Genomic DNA, 14,170 nt, shown 5'->3' with positions numbered 1-14,170 from the left:
GTGTACAGCGGTTTTCTCAGGAAAAACGCATAGTGTTTTCCCTTGGGAATTGCGTGAAAACAAGAGATAGAACGGTTCGCCGTTTCCGCGAAACGGCGAACCGTTCTAGGCGAGCAGGCTGCTTGCCTCATCCTCGGTCAACAGCGCCGGCTGGACCGCATCGCCGGTGATGGCGACGGAACTTTTCGTTTCGCCGGAGTGCAGAATGGCCTCCATGATCTCCAGCACATGCAGCGCCAGATTGCCGGACGCTCGGGGTGCGGCGCCTGTCTTCAGCGAACGCACCAGATCGGCGACGCCGAGCATGCGGTAATTGGCACGATCAGGCGCCGCATAGGGCCAGTTGCGGGCGCCGTAGAACTCGCCTTCGCTGGCGAAATCCTTCCACTCCGCGCCACGTTCGGACAGCGAGACAGTGCCGCCGAACGTGTCGGGATCGGGCAGGCGCAGCGAGCCTTGCGTGCCGTGCAATTCGATCGGATGGTTGGAATGCTTGAAGACGTCCCATGAGGCGCCGAAGGTAACGGTGGCGCCCGAGCGGAATTCGAGCAGGGACAGCACGTTGGTCGGCGTCCCGACCTTGAATGTCGTGTTCTTGAACGGCCCTTCGGCCGTGATCAGGCGTTCCTCCTGGCCGCGTGTCGCCATCGCCATGACGCGCGCGACCGGGCCGAGCAGATTGACCAGCATGGTCAAGTAATAGGGACCCATGTCGAACACCGGGCCGCCGCCCGGCTGATAGTAGAATTGCGGGTTGGGGTGCCAGTGTTCCATGCCGCGCCCCATCATGAAGGCGGTGCCGGTGACCGGGCGGCCGATGGCGCCCTCATCCATCAGGCGGCGAGCGCGGCGTCCGGCGGCGCCGAGGAAGGTGTCGGGCGCCGAGCCGAGCAGCATGCCGCGCCTGGCCGCCTCCGCTACCAGCCGGCGCCCGTCGCTGGCCGACGTCGCCAGCGGCTTTTCGGTGAAGACGTGTTTTCCCGCCGAAAGGGCTGAAAACGAAATGTCGAAATGCGCGGCGGGAATGGTCAGGTTCAGGACCAGATCGATCTCGGGGTCGGCCAGTAGCGCATCGACACCGAGCGCCCGGATGCCATATTCCTTGGCCCGCAACGCGGCCATGTCGGCGGAGATATCGGCGCAGGCGCTGAGTTCGATTCCACCGAAGAGGGCGGCATTGCGCAGGTAGGTCATCGAGATGTTGCCGCATCCAATGACGCCAACTCCCAGCTTCGCCTTTGATTTTGCCTGCATTTCTGATCGGTCCTCCCACTAGGGTCATGCTCTGCCGGATCCTCTGCGCCGGCAACGGATCATGGTGGATGAGCGCTATACAACATTTTAAATCTTGACGCGCGTAAAATTTTTATAGACCATGCGGAAATGCTGGCGTAACATTGGGAGGCTGCCAGCCCTGGGAGGAGAAAATGACAGACCGGAAAAAACGGCCGGGCGCCGATGTGGATTCCGTGGGCCATGAGCGCATTGGAGATTTCCGTCGCGGCCAGGGACCGCGACGCGGTCAGGCATAGATCACCTTGGCCCCGGTCCTATCAAGCTGGCTGCGTATCGGGCCGGACAAGCCATCGTCGGTGATCACAACATCGACGCTCGACAGCGAAAATGCCTTGGAGGTCCCGCTGACACCCCATTTGCTCGAATCCGCAAGCAGGACAACGCGCCGGGCCATGCGCACGAGGTTTCGCTTCGTTCGCGCCATGTCTTCGTTCACGTCGACCACATCCAGTGACGAGTCAATCGCATGCGCTCCAACGAAGACCTGATGCGCTACCAAGCCGCCGAGAGCCGTGTCGGCATCGGTGATCAGCGTGCTCACCGTGTCTGGATAGACCCGGCCACCGATCATGTGAACGTCGAGCCCGGGCCGATGCATCAGATGCTGCACGATATTCATCGCCGTGGCCGCGACCACGACATTGCTGAGCGGCGGTAACAGCATGGCAACCTGCATCAGTGTCGAGCCGCCGTCGAAGATGACCGATTGGTTGTCCTCGAACAGTTCTACCGCTGCCCGGGCGATGCGTTTCTTTGCATCGAGGTTCGTTTGCATCCGCCGGGCGAACGCGGCCGTGGTCGAATCTGTGGTCCGGGTCACCGCTCCTCCACGAGTCTTGGTCAGCAATCCCTTGCGGTCCAGTATCTCGAGGTCGGAGCGCACCGTGACTTCCGACACGCCAAAATCGTCTGACAGGTCCTTGATACGAACCTGTCCGCTGCGTTGCACTTCACCCAGGATCGATTGGCGTCTCTGCTCTGACAACATTGCCTTGTCCTTGCCTCCATGCGCCATGCGATCGCCCTGGCCTCGGTTCACTCTACCAAAAATACGCGAATTCGAAAGAATTCGAAAGATTGCATTTATCTTTTCTTTCGCAAACACTGGTCCGGGATTTTGAAATCAATCGATTGGAGAGTTTTGGACTCATGAGCCTCGGAACCAAGGTGCGCCTGGCGCGCCTCTTCTCACATCCATCGGGGAATCTTTTTGGCGGCGCGGTCGACCACTTTGTCGGCTATGGCGACGTGCGCAAAGGAGGCCTTGCCGATCTTCCGGGCGCGCTTGCACGCGTCATGTTGGGCAAACCCGACTACGTCAGCATCCAGCCCGGCACCGCGCGCCATCTGTGGCCGCAATATGCCGGCAAGGCTTCCCTGGTGATCCAGGCCGGCTGCTTCACCCCAGACGATCGCATCAGTGAACTGATTGCAACGCCCGAGGATGCGGTGCGCGCTGGCGCCGATGCGTTGGCCGTGGCCATTCCGGTGCGCGGCGCGACCGAGGGCAAATACATTCGCTGGCTGACCGATTCGGTGAATGCGGCGGCCCGTTACGGTATGCCGGTGGTGGCGCATATCTACCCTCGCGATTTCACCGACGGGGCAAAGATCGTCTTCACCCCCGACGAGATCGCCTATGCGGCGCGCATCGGCTACGAGTCCGGCGTCGACGTGATCAAGATCGGCTACACGGGCGATTTCGAGTCGTTCAAAGAGACCGTGCGAACCTGCCCGGTGCCGGTTGTGATCGCCGGTGGGCCGAAGACCGATACGCTGCTCGGCGCGCTTCAGCAGACGGCGGACGCCATCCGTGCCGGCGCGCGCGGGGCCGTGGTGGGCCGCAATCTCTGGGGGCATGGCGACCCTCAGAAGGCAGCGCTTGCCTTTCGGGGCGTCATCCATGACGGCCTTTCGGCGCAAGACGCCTTGGCGAGAGCGGGGGCCTGAGCGATGCCCACCGTTCCCTCAATCCTCGGCTTCGGCGCTATTGCGATCGACGACATCGTCTATGTCGATCAGCCGTTGTCGGCGGGCAAGGGGAAGGTTCTGCAAAGTGCCCGAGCTTTCGGGGGAAATGTCGCGACGGCCCTTGCCACCGTCGCGCGGCTCGGCGGAGCCGCCGGGTTCGTCGGATGGCTGGGCAGTGCTGCGGACGACGCCGTGCTGTGCGATCTCGTTGAGAGCGGCGTTGAAACTGCATTCGCGCCGCGCCACCCGGATGCGCGCCCGGTGCGCTCGCGGATCACCGTCGGCTCGGATGGGGAGCGGTTCATCGCGTATGACGATGAAGCGATGCTGGGCACCGCGCTGGACTTTCCCGATGAAGTCCTCAGCCGCGCGACCGTCCTGATCGTCGATGGCTACGCGATCCGGTCGCTGGATGTCGTGGCCCGGGCTCGCGATCTCGGCCTTGCGATCCTCGGCGATATCGAATGGAGCAGCGGCCCGGCCACGGATCGGCTGATCGCGCTCTGCGACCATCTCATTCTTCCGCTCGGCTTTGCGCGGACCGCCACGGGGTGCCGATCGCCCGCCGAGATGCTCGATGCATTATGGTTGCCGTCGCGGTCCGCCGTGGTTCTGACCGATGGCGGCAGGGGCGTGTACTATCGCGGGCGTGAAGAGACACGGCTCTGGCACCTGCCGCCGCACCGGGTTGCCGTCGTCGACTCGACCGGCGCCGGTGACTGCTTTCACGGCGCCTATGCCCATGCATTGACGCGCGGGGCCGACACCGCAGGCCGGGTGGCATTCGCTGCCGCGGCGGCGGCCCTTTCGATAGCGGGGCGTGGCGGGCGCGAGGCGCTTCCGACGAATGACAAGGTCACGGAACTCCTGGCATCGGCGAACGCGCCGACGGCAGTCGAACTGAAATATGCGGAACTCGATACCGGAACATAGCCTGAAGCTATCCGAGGAAACATTTTCACAGGTGAAAATAAGCCAAGGAGAAAAACAAAATCATCGGCTTAGACTTGTGGAGGGAGGAAGATGGCAGAAGTCATTCTTGAGAATATTTGCAAAACCTACGGGAACAATTTTCGCGCAATCGACCAATTGAACCTGTCGGTCGAGGACGGCGAGTTCTTGATTCTCGTCGGGCCGTCCGGCTGCGGCAAATCCACCGCGTTGCGAATGATTGCGGGATTGGAGGACATCACCAGCGGTAGCCTTCGGATCGGCGGAGTCGACGTCGTCGACATGCCGCCCAAGGACCGCGACATCGCGATGGTCTTCCAGAGCTACGCGCTCTATCCGCATATGACTGTATTCGAAAACATCGCCTTTTCGATGCGGCTGGCAGGCAAGCCGAAGGCCGAGCGCAAGAAGCGCGTGGACGAGATCGCCAAGACCCTTCAGCTGACGTCTTTGCTGGACAGCAAACCCGCCAACCTTTCCGGCGGACAGCGTCAAAGGGTTGCCATGGGCCGCGCCATGGTTCGCGAGCCGGCCGCCTTCCTGATGGACGAACCCCTTTCCAATCTGGACGCGAAACTGCGCGTGCAAATGCGCGCCGAAATCACCAGCCTGCAAAAGCAGCTCGGCGTCACGACCATATACGTGACCCATGACCAGACCGAAGCGATGACCATGGGGGACAGGGTCGCGGTGTTGAAGGGTGGTGTGCTGCAGCAGGTCGACACGCCCAAGAGGCTCTATGAATCACCGGTGAACGCCTTCGTTGCCGGCTTCATCGGCTCTCCTTCCATGAGCCTTTTCGAAGCGACCCTGACGGGCGACGAGCTTATGGCCGGCGCCTTCACCATCCGGCTGCAGGATGCGGCCTTCGTGCGCAGGCCGGGTTTGAGATCATATGCGGGGCGCAAGGTCGTGTTCGGGATTCGACCGGAGCATCTCTATGACAGCAGCCTCGAATCCGGCCGCAAATATCAGACGATACCGGCAAAGGTGACCTCGATCGAAGAACTCGGATCCGAACACATCGTTCATCTCAACATCGACGCGGTCCGGGTGGACTCCGGCGACCCTGACGCGGTGCAGGATTTCGGCCTGGCGTCGAATGCGGTGGCGAAATTCGAACCGGTCAGCACAGTCCGCTCCGGCTCGGAAATCCGGTTGGCCCTGGATGACGCCAAGCTCCATTTCTTCGATCCCGAGACGCATCTGGCGATCTGAATATCCGCGACGAGATCCGCGGGCGAGGGTGAGGCGCCTGCATAAGAAGACTTCCGAATAACCAGACGATCGGCCGCATTGTGCGGTCGATCCCAAAGAAGGAGGAGAAAATGATGTTTCGTATAAAACCCGCGATGCTGAAAATAGCCGCGGCCGCATGGTTGCTTGGCGCAACCGGCGCCATGGCGGCGGACACGACGCTGGAATTCACCCAATGGTGGGAGCCCGAATTGCCGGCAGGCTCGCTCAGGGCAATCATGGATGACTTCGAGGCCGCAAACCCCGGAATCAAGGTGACGCTGGTCAGCGGCCCCTACGCGACCACGCGAGACCAGATCTCGGTTGGTGCTGCAACGGGAACGCTCAGCGACGTCGTCGGTCTCGACGGCGCCTGGGTGAACAATCTGAATGCGCAGAACGCACTCGCCGACATGAACCCGATGATGGATGCGAGCGGTTTCGACAAGAGCCAGGTCGCGGACATCATCAAGGTCGACGGCAAGGCGGTGATGTTTCCCGTGGCTTCCTTCGTCTATCCGGTCTTCGTGAATTTGGACCTCGCCGCCCAGGCGGGCGTGACCAAGCTCCCGTCGACCCGCGCGGAGTTTCTCGAAGCCGCCAAGAAGATGACGCACGCCGACAAGAACCAGTATGGCTGGGTGCTGCCCCTGTCGCTGCAAACGCCATCCGGCGTCCAGAACGACATGATGTCGTGGGTTTGGGCTTCGGGTCAGTCGATGATGGCGAACGGCAAGCCAGACCTTGGGGGCAAACCGGTGGTGGATATGCTCACCTTCGTCAAATCACTCAACGACGCCGGCACCATCTCGCCCGGCATCGCCACCAAGACCGAGCAGGAAAAGGTCGAGGAATTCGTCAACGACCGCGTCGGGATGATGATCGACTCGCTCGCGCATGTGAACCTCATCCGTAAGCGCAATCCCAAGCTGAACTTCGACCTCATCCCGGTCCCGGTCGTGGAAAACTATACCGGCAAGCGCGGCCTTCCCTATGCCTCCTGGGACATCGGCATCTCTGCTGTTTCGAAACACCAGGAAGAGGCCTGGAAACTCGTCCAATATCTGATGAGTGAAAAGGTGAACGCCAAGCTCGTGTCGCTTGCCAACGCCTTCCCAGGCAACGTCAACGCCAAGCCCGATTTCGTGACCTCGGACAAGGCTTTCGGCAAGGCTTTTGAAATCTTCAAGACCGGTTATCTCGCCAATGAGTTCACAGGCCTGCCGGTCGCGGAAGACCTGATGACCCAGTTCGACGTGCAAGCCCAGAAAATGCTCGCCGGCGAGCAGTCTCCGGAACAAGCCGCTGCCGCAGCTCAGAAGGGCTGGATGGCGAAATTCTGATCGGCCCGTTCCCGTCTGCTGTCTCTACCGGGTGGCCTGACTTCGGGCCACCCGGCAATAACGGATCGGCAATTTGAGATGGACCTGTTTCCGAAGCTTACCTTCTCTTGAAGGCGTATCCCAAGGTTGGCACATGACCCGGCAAAAGCGCTCCCACCACAAGCTGAAACGAGCGGTCGCACCCTACCTCTATCTGTCGCCCTCGCTGCTCATAATCGGGCTTCTGATGCTGCTGCCGATGGTGACGGTGATTGCCTATTCGTTCCAGAACAGCGCGGTGCTGCGTCGCGACCCATCCTTTGCCGGACTGAAACACTACCAGGCGATCTTCGACGACCCCGTGTTCTGGGCTTCGCTGTGGCACACGCTCTACTTCACATGCATGAGTGTCATTTTCCACATGACCATCGGCATGGTCTTCGCGCTGATGCTGAACAGCGACCGCATCAATCCGACACTGCGCAATATTCTGCGCGTGCTCTACATACTGCCCTGGCTGTTCACCGCGGTGATTATCGCCGTAATCTGGCGCCTCCTGCTTGAGCCGAACGGTGTCGTGAACAGCATTCTCATGCAAATCGGCATCATCGGTTCCAAGGTCGAATGGTTTTCCTCGCCTGAGACCGCGCTGCACGCAGTCACCTTCGCCAATATCTGGGCGGGCTATCCGCTCTTCATGGTCAGCCTGCTCGCGGGTTTGCAGGGCATTCCCAAGGATTTCTACGAGGCCGCCGATATCGACGGGGCGAAGGCCTACCAGAAGCTGATCTTCATCACCATCCCGCAGCTGATGCCGATCATCATCAGCATCTCGCTGCTCGACTTCATCTGGACCATGCAGGTCTTCCCGTTGATCTGGATAACGACGGGCGGCGGCCCGATCTACTCGACCGAGGTCCTCAGCACCTACACGTACAAGCTGGCGTTTTCGAGCTACAACCTATCGCAGGCTTCGGCGAGCGCTGTGGTCATCTTGTTGATCTCTCTCGGCCTGACGCTGTTCTATATTCGCTATCAAAAGGCTCGGTAGTCCCATGAGGAAAAGGCATACGCCGAAAGACAGGCTGATCACCGCCGCGCTCCATGTGGCGCTTGCAGCGGGGCTCTTTTTCGCGGCATTCCCGATCTACTGGATGCTGAACAGTTCGTTCAAATCGAACACCGAAATCTTTGCCCTGCCACCAACCATCCTGCCAAAGGCCTTCACGCTGGAGGCATATGCAGCCATCCTCGGCGACCCGGTAAAGCTGCGCTTCTTCTTCAACAGCTATTTCGTGGCGGGAGCGGTGACCGTGCTGACGGTGGTGATCGCCTTGTTGGCGGCCTACGGGTTCAGCCGCTTCAACTTCCGCGGCAAGGGCAGCCTGAACACGCTCATCATCAGCACGCAGACGATTCCGCCGATCACCCTTTTGATCCCCTTCTTCGGGCTTGTCGTGTCATACGGTATTTTCGATACCTACGTCGCACTGATCCTGACTTACCTGGTGTTTACACTGCCATACGCGATCCTGCTGATGACGGGATATCTGAACACCTTGCCCCGCGATCTAGATGAAGCCGTGGCTGTCGATGGCGGCACCAGTTGGACAGCGCTTTGGCGGGTGATCGTCCCGATTTCACTGCCTGGTATCGTGGCGACGTCGGTCTACACCTTCCTATTGTGCTGGAACGAATTTCTCTTTGCGCTGACGCTGACGAAGTCAACGTCCATGCGCACCGTCCCGATCGGCATTCAGCTGTTGATGGGCCAGCACGCCTTCGAATGGAACCAGATGATGGCGATGAGCGTGCTCGGCTCGCTACCGCTCTTGCTGATCTACCTCGTTGCCCAGCGGTACTTCCTCGCCGGCATGACCGCGGGCTCGGTCAAATAGGATGTCCTTCCCACGGCGACGCGGCGTGGCATCAAGTAATAAGCGGTATCAAGGATTGAAAGGATGAACGTGCAAGACCTCAAAGTCGGCTGCCAGACCTTTACATGGGAAATGCTCGGCGACCGTTTTGTCGGTGGCCCCGACGATCTGTTGAAGGCGATCGCCGCCGGCGGTTATTCCGGGATCGAGATCACCGACACCATGATCGGCCGCTACGCCGACCGGCCGTCGGAGTTCGCCGCCGCGCTGAAATCCTCCGGCCTGACGCTCGTTTCCTTCGCCTTCGGCTCCAAGAGCGGTTTCACGCTCAAGGAGGAGATTGGCGCCGACCTCGAGGCGGCGCAGCGCTGGATCGATTTTGCTTCCACCTTTCCCGGCGCGCTGGTGTCGATGGGATCGGCAACCGTAGTGTCCGACGGGCCGCGCGGCGACAAGTTCGCCATTGCGGCGGAGGTCTACAACAAGGCTGGCGAGTTGGGCCGCAAGGCCGGTGTCCAGGTGGCGGTGCATCCGAGTTCGCACCACAACACGCTGCTTTTCGACCGCGCCGATTACGACAGGATCTTTGCCTTGCTGGACCGTGATCTGGTCGGCTGGGTGCCGGATACCGGTCATATCTTGCGCGGTCACAAGGACATGGCCGATACGCTGCGCACCTATCGCGATCGCATCCGCTACATCCATTTGAAGGACGTCGACGCCAACGGCACCTGGGCGATGCTGGGCAAGGGGGTCTGCGACACGCCGGCGGTTATCGAGATCGCCGGCGCCGCCCCGCGTTTCAACGGCTGGCTGGTGCTCGAAGAGGAATCCGAAACGGCCGCCGCCGATCCCGCCGGCGCGGTCAAGACCAACCGCCAGACGATGCGCAGCTACGGCGCCTGAAGAACGAGACGATGATCAAGAAACAAGACAGACGCCTCAGGGTCGGTGTGCTCGGCTGCGGCCCCATCGCGCAGTTCGCGCATCTGGAATCCTGCGTGAAAGCCGGCAATGCCGATCTCTACGCCATCTGCGATGCGGCTCCCGACCTGCTCGCCCGCATGGGCGCCACCTACGAGCCGCAAAAAATGTATGCCGACTATGACGCCATGCTCGCCGATCCCGAGCTGGAGGCGGTGATCGTCGCCACCTCGGACGCCTATCACGTGCCGATGTCGATCAAGGCGCTCGACGCCGGAAAGCACGTGCTATGTGAAAAGCCGATCGGCACTTCGGTGGAGGAAGGCGAGGCGCTGGCGGCGGCGGTGAGGCGTTCGGGCAAGGTGCTGCAGGTCGGGCACATGAAGCGCTTCGACCCGGCGCTGGAGGCCGCGCGCGACTTCGTCCGCGACGAGATGGGCGAGGTGCTGGCGCTGAAGGCCTGGTATTGCGATTCCACCCATCGCTACACCAACACAGATGCCGTGCAGCCGCTGCCAGTCACCAGCAAGCTGGCGAGGAAACCTTCGGGCAATCCGAAGGCGGATCTGCGGCAATATTTCATGCTGGCGCATGGCTCGCATCTGGTCGACACGGCGCGCTTCCTGTGCGGTGAGATCACCGCCGTGCACGCCCGTCTCAATGAACGCTTCGGGGCCTATTGCTGGTTCGTCGAGACCGAATTCGCCAGCGGCGCGCTCGGTCATCTCGATCTCACCGTCGCCGTGCGCATGGATTGGCACGAAGGGTTCCAACTCTATGGCGAGAAGGGTTCCGTCATCGCCAAAACCTTCAACCCCTGGTATTTCCGCGCCAGCGAGGTCGATATCTTTCATGAGAAGGATGCGACCTCGCGCAAACCGCTTGGCGCCGACGGCCATTTCTTCCGCCGCCAGTTGGAAGGTCTTGCCGACGCGGTGCTGAACGGAACGCCGATGCGCGGCGCCAACGTCGAGGACGGCATCGCCTCGATCCGTGCCATGGTCGCGATTGCCCGCTCTGTCGAGATAGGCGAACGGGTCCAACTCGCCTCGGTTTCGGGTGCGGTCTGATGCGCCTCGGCATCTTCGCCAAGACTTTCCCGGGAACAGATCCCGCCGCCGTGCTGGCTGCGGTGAAGCAGACCGGATATGAAACGACGCAGTTCAATCTTGCTTGCGCCGGCCTACCGTCTATGCCGGATGCCGTCCCGGCGGATGCCAGCGCTTCCATCCGTGCTGCAGCGCAATCATCAGGCGTTTCGCTTGCAGCCCTCTCGGGCACCTACAACATGGCGCATCCCGACAGGGCGGTGCGCGACGATGGTCTTCGCCGCCTTGGCGTCGTCATCAAGACGGCTGCATCCCTCGGCATCCCGCTGGTTACCCTTTGCACCGGATCGCGCAATATCGCCGATCAATGGGCCTATCATCCCGAAAATGCCACGCCTTCCGCCTGGTGCGACATGGCTGTTGAGATGGGCAAGGCGCTGGCGCTGGCCGAGGATGCCGGCGTCGATCTCGGCATCGAACCCGAGCAGGCCAACATCGTCACCTCGGCCAGCGACGCGACACGTCTGATCGCCGACATGCGCTCGAAGCGACTGAAGATCGTGCTCGATCCGGCCAATCTGTTCGAGTACGCCACGCCGGACAAGGCGCGTGCCATCGTCGCCGCCGCGATCGAAGAGGCTGCCGGCCACATCGTCATGGCGCATGCCAAGGACCGGCATGGTGACGGCCGCTTCGCCACGGCAGGGCAAGGCATCGTCGATTTTCCGGATTTCGTCGCGCGGCTGAAGGCGGTGGGTTTCGACGGCGCGCTCGTCACGCACGGATTGTCGGCTAACGAGGCGCTGGATGTTGCGACCTTCCTTGGGCGTCTGCTCTGATGGGCGGCGCGCCGAAGATCATGCTACGCGACGATGCCGCGCTTCGTGTCTTCGACACGGGGCAGGGCAGGCTATCCGTCGTCTTTCAGCATGGTCTCGGCGGTGATGCCGCCCAGGTGGCGCAGAACTTTCCTGACCAACCATCATACCGCCGGCTGACCGTGGAATGCCGCGCACAGGGCGGCTCCAGCGCCGGCAGCAAGCGTCCGTTCTCGATCGCCATGTTCGCCGACGATGTGCTGGCCGCCGCCGACGCGGTCGGCCTCGACCGTTTCGTTGCCGGCGGCATTTCGATGGGCGCGGCCACCGCACTGCGGCTTGCCGCCCGCCATCCGGAACGCGTGCTTGGCTTGGTGCTGGTGCGTCCGGCCTGGGCCTTCGATGCGGCGCCGCAAAACATGCGGCCCTACACGGAAGTGGCGGAACTCATTCGCCGGCTTCCGCTGGCGGCGGCCCGCGATGCCTTCGAGTCCTCCGCGACATCGGCCCGCTTTCGCGCAGAAGCGCCGGACAATCTCGCCTCGCTGCTCGGCTTCTTCGCGCGCGAGAATGCGGCCGTCTTCGCCGAAGTGATGCACGCGATCGCCAATGATGGGCCTGGCGTGACGCGGGCGGCGGCCGCTCGCCTCGCAATTCCCTCGCTGGTCATCGGCAGCGGCATCGATCTCGTCCATCCCCTGGCGACCGCCCGCGAGCTTGCCGGGACCATCCCCAATGCCGCCTTCGTCGAGGTGACGCCGAAAGCCACCGACAAGGATCGCCATTTCGCCGAAATCCGCGCCGCTATCGGCGGATTTCTCGACAGACATTTCAACAATCAGGACCAATCATGACTTCAAAGCCCCTGTCAGGCCCGGCGGCGATAGCCGCGCTGCCGCGCGATCGCCTGATCGCCGAATTCTCGCTCTGGTCGGCCAATCTCGCCAATTTCGAGAGCGACCTCAGGCGCGTCGAACCCCATGTCGATCTGCATCACATCGACGTGGCGGACGGCCATTTCGCCCCGTCCTTCCTGTTCTTCCCCGATCTCGTTGCCCGCATCGCCGGACTGACGGCCAAGCCCATCCATGTCCATCTGATGGTCGATGCCGCAATCGTCGAGGCGCAGACGCGCCAGTTCATCGAGGCCGGCGCCGACATGATCAGCGTCCATGCCGAAAATGGCGAAGCGGGATTGCGCGCCGTGCGGCTGGCGCGCGAACTCGGCGCCGAAGCGGGCGTCGTGTTGAGGCTTGAGACGCCGGTCGAGGCAGTGAAGCCTTTCGTCTCCGAGGTCGCCTTCGTCACGCTGCTGGGAACCGCCATCGGCGTGAAGGGCCAGAGCCTGTCGGACAAGGCATGCGACAGGCTGGGCGCTGCCCGTGCCATCTTGCGAGGAGCCGGCCGTGAGGCAGAAGTGGTGCTTGCCGCCGACGGCGGCATCCGCCACGAGACCGTGCCCTTGCTGCGTGCCGCCGGTGCGGAGACCGTGGTTCTCGGTTCGCTCGCCTTCGGCGACAAGGATCTCGCCGGCCGCATCGGCTGGCTGCATGGGCTGAAGGTTGCGGCATGACCACTGAAGCCGCCCTCGCGGTCGATCTTGGCGGCACCGAGCTTCGTGCCGCGCTGGTCGACCGTGACGGCAAGATCCTGGCCTTCGCCGCCGTGCCGACGCAGGCACAGGCCGGACCCGACGTGGTGATCGGCCAGATCGAGGCGCTGGCCGCGACCGTGCATGCCGAGGCGCCGCGCCTCGCCATTGTCGGCGTCGGCGTCGGCGCGCCAGGGCCGCTCGACCCGCTGGCCGGCATCGCCGTCGGACCGCCGACGCTGGCCGGCTGGCAGGATGTGCCGCTGGCCGACATACTCGAGCGCCGGCTCGGCCTGCCGGTGCGGCTGGAAAACGATGCCAACGCGGCCGCACTTGGCGAATGGCGCTTCGGTGCCGGCCATGGCGCTCGCTCGCTGGTCTTCGTCACGGTTTCCACCGGCATCGGCGGCGGTGTCGTTGCCGACGGGCGCATCTTGCACGGCCGCCGTGGGCTGGCCGCCGAGATCGGCCATATGACCATCACCAACGAGGGCGAGCGCTGCGTGTGCGGCGTCGTCGGCTGCTTCGAGGCCATCGCCTCGGGCACGGCACTTGGCCGTCGCGCCAATGCAGCGACATCGGCCTTTGACGGCTCGACGCTGCGCAGCCTCTCGGCTGATGCCGAGGTCACCGGCCGCCACGTGGTCGAGGCGGCGCGGCTCCAGGACGACCTCGCTCTGGCCCTGCTCGAGGAAGAAGCACGCTGGCTGGGCGTCGGCTTCACCAATTTGCTGCACCTCTATTCGCCCGACGTGCTGGTCGTCGGCGGCGGCATCGCCAATGGGCTAGACCTGATGCATCCGGTCATCGAGGCGACCATCCGGCAGCGCGCCATGCGCGCTTATCGTGATGTGCCGGTCGTCCAGGCCCAGCTCGGCCGCCACGCCGGGCTGGTCGGCGCCGCCAGCCTTGTCCTGTTCGACGATGGCAGCCTGGCAGCCCGCATGCCTGTCGGTCCAAGCACGTTTCCCGAAGCGAGGAGGGACTTCAACAGCTGAGCTCATGCTCGACGGCGCGTGCATCAAATCGGGTCGACCCGTGCCACTGCCATCTCTTCGCTGACGATGGCGGAGCGCTGGCGCCGCTCGGCAAGATCCGCGCCGCGTGACATCGTCACTCACATGAAAATGGCCGG

At 62.6% G+C, this 14,170-nt stretch carries 14 protein-coding genes; 12 read left to right on the top strand and 2 right to left on the bottom strand.

Annotation, left to right across the window (positions count from 1 at the left end; all coding sequences use genetic code 11):
- Positions 1 to 105 precede the first annotated feature (105 nt).
- Both FJ546_RS02395 and FJ546_RS02390 read right to left on the bottom strand, forming a co-directional pair.
- Positions 106 to 1,254, bottom strand: coding sequence for a Gfo/Idh/MocA family oxidoreductase (locus FJ546_RS02395; RefSeq protein ID WP_140887769.1), 1,149 nt, complete (start codon positions 1,252 to 1,254; stop codon positions 106 to 108).
- Positions 1,255 to 1,522: 268 nt separating this feature from the next.
- The gene (locus tag FJ546_RS02390) at positions 1,523 to 2,284 is read right to left on the bottom strand and encodes a DeoR/GlpR family DNA-binding transcription regulator (protein WP_127291316.1); all 762 of its coding nucleotides are present in this window, start codon (positions 2,282 to 2,284) and stop codon (positions 1,523 to 1,525) included.
- 161 nt (positions 2,285 to 2,445) lie between these two features.
- Here FJ546_RS02390 and FJ546_RS02385 point away from each other — a divergent pair, with 161 nt between their 5' ends.
- From FJ546_RS02385 to FJ546_RS02330, 12 genes are all read left to right on the top strand, one after another.
- The gene (locus tag FJ546_RS02385) at positions 2,446 to 3,246 is read left to right on the top strand and encodes a class I fructose-bisphosphate aldolase (RefSeq protein ID WP_140887768.1); all 801 of its coding nucleotides are present in this window, start codon (positions 2,446 to 2,448) and stop codon (positions 3,244 to 3,246) included.
- Between the two features lie 3 nt (positions 3,247 to 3,249).
- Positions 3,250 to 4,200, top strand: coding sequence for a PfkB family carbohydrate kinase (locus tag FJ546_RS02380; RefSeq protein WP_140887766.1), 951 nt, complete (start codon positions 3,250 to 3,252; stop codon positions 4,198 to 4,200).
- Between the two features lie 90 nt (positions 4,201 to 4,290).
- Positions 4,291 to 5,436: an ABC transporter ATP-binding protein gene (locus tag FJ546_RS02375; RefSeq protein WP_095771207.1), complete on the top strand. Its 1,146-nt coding sequence runs from the start codon at positions 4,291 to 4,293 to the stop codon at positions 5,434 to 5,436.
- A 110-nt stretch (positions 5,437 to 5,546) separates the two neighbouring features.
- On the top strand, positions 5,547 to 6,797 hold the full coding sequence (locus FJ546_RS02370; RefSeq protein ID WP_140887765.1) for a sugar ABC transporter substrate-binding protein: 1,251 nt from the start codon (positions 5,547 to 5,549) through the stop codon (positions 6,795 to 6,797).
- A gap of 133 nt (positions 6,798 to 6,930) precedes the next feature.
- Positions 6,931 to 7,827, top strand: coding sequence for a sugar ABC transporter permease (locus FJ546_RS02365; protein ID WP_023764771.1), 897 nt, complete (start codon positions 6,931 to 6,933; stop codon positions 7,825 to 7,827).
- A 4-nt stretch (positions 7,828 to 7,831) separates the two neighbouring features.
- Entirely contained in the window at positions 7,832 to 8,674 is an 843-nt protein-coding gene (locus tag FJ546_RS02360) for a carbohydrate ABC transporter permease (protein WP_095771204.1), read from the top strand.
- Positions 8,675 to 8,737: 63 nt separating this feature from the next.
- Positions 8,738 to 9,559, top strand: coding sequence for a sugar phosphate isomerase/epimerase (locus FJ546_RS02355; protein ID WP_140887763.1), 822 nt, complete (start codon positions 8,738 to 8,740; stop codon positions 9,557 to 9,559).
- An 11-nt stretch (positions 9,560 to 9,570) separates the two neighbouring features.
- Positions 9,571 to 10,647, top strand: coding sequence for a Gfo/Idh/MocA family oxidoreductase (locus tag FJ546_RS02350; RefSeq protein WP_140887762.1), 1,077 nt, complete (start codon positions 9,571 to 9,573; stop codon positions 10,645 to 10,647).
- On the top strand, positions 10,647 to 11,465 hold the full coding sequence (locus FJ546_RS02345) for a sugar phosphate isomerase/epimerase (protein ID WP_140887760.1): 819 nt from the start codon (positions 10,647 to 10,649) through the stop codon (positions 11,463 to 11,465). Before FJ546_RS02350 ends, FJ546_RS02345 begins: the two co-directional genes overlap by 1 nt.
- Positions 11,465 to 12,298 carry an alpha/beta hydrolase gene (locus FJ546_RS02340; protein ID WP_140887758.1) on the top strand — a complete coding sequence of 278 codons (834 nt, stop codon included), beginning with the start codon at positions 11,465 to 11,467 and terminating at the stop codon, positions 12,296 to 12,298. Before FJ546_RS02345 ends, FJ546_RS02340 begins: the two co-directional genes overlap by 1 nt.
- On the top strand, positions 12,295 to 13,017 hold the full coding sequence (locus FJ546_RS02335) for a ribulose-phosphate 3-epimerase (protein WP_140887757.1): 723 nt from the start codon (positions 12,295 to 12,297) through the stop codon (positions 13,015 to 13,017). Before FJ546_RS02340 ends, FJ546_RS02335 begins: the two co-directional genes overlap by 4 nt.
- Positions 13,014 to 14,033 (top strand): ROK family protein, encoded by a 1,020-nt coding sequence (locus FJ546_RS02330; RefSeq protein ID WP_140887755.1) that lies wholly within the window; start codon positions 13,014 to 13,016, stop codon positions 14,031 to 14,033. The genes FJ546_RS02335 and FJ546_RS02330 overlap by 4 nt, the downstream gene beginning before the upstream one ends.
- Positions 14,034 to 14,170: the final 137 nt, after the last annotated feature.

Source organism: Mesorhizobium sp. B2-4-19, from assembly GCF_006441315.1.
GTDB lineage: Bacteria > Pseudomonadota > Alphaproteobacteria > Rhizobiales > Rhizobiaceae > Mesorhizobium.
This window is presented reverse-complemented; position numbering and strand designations above follow the sequence as displayed.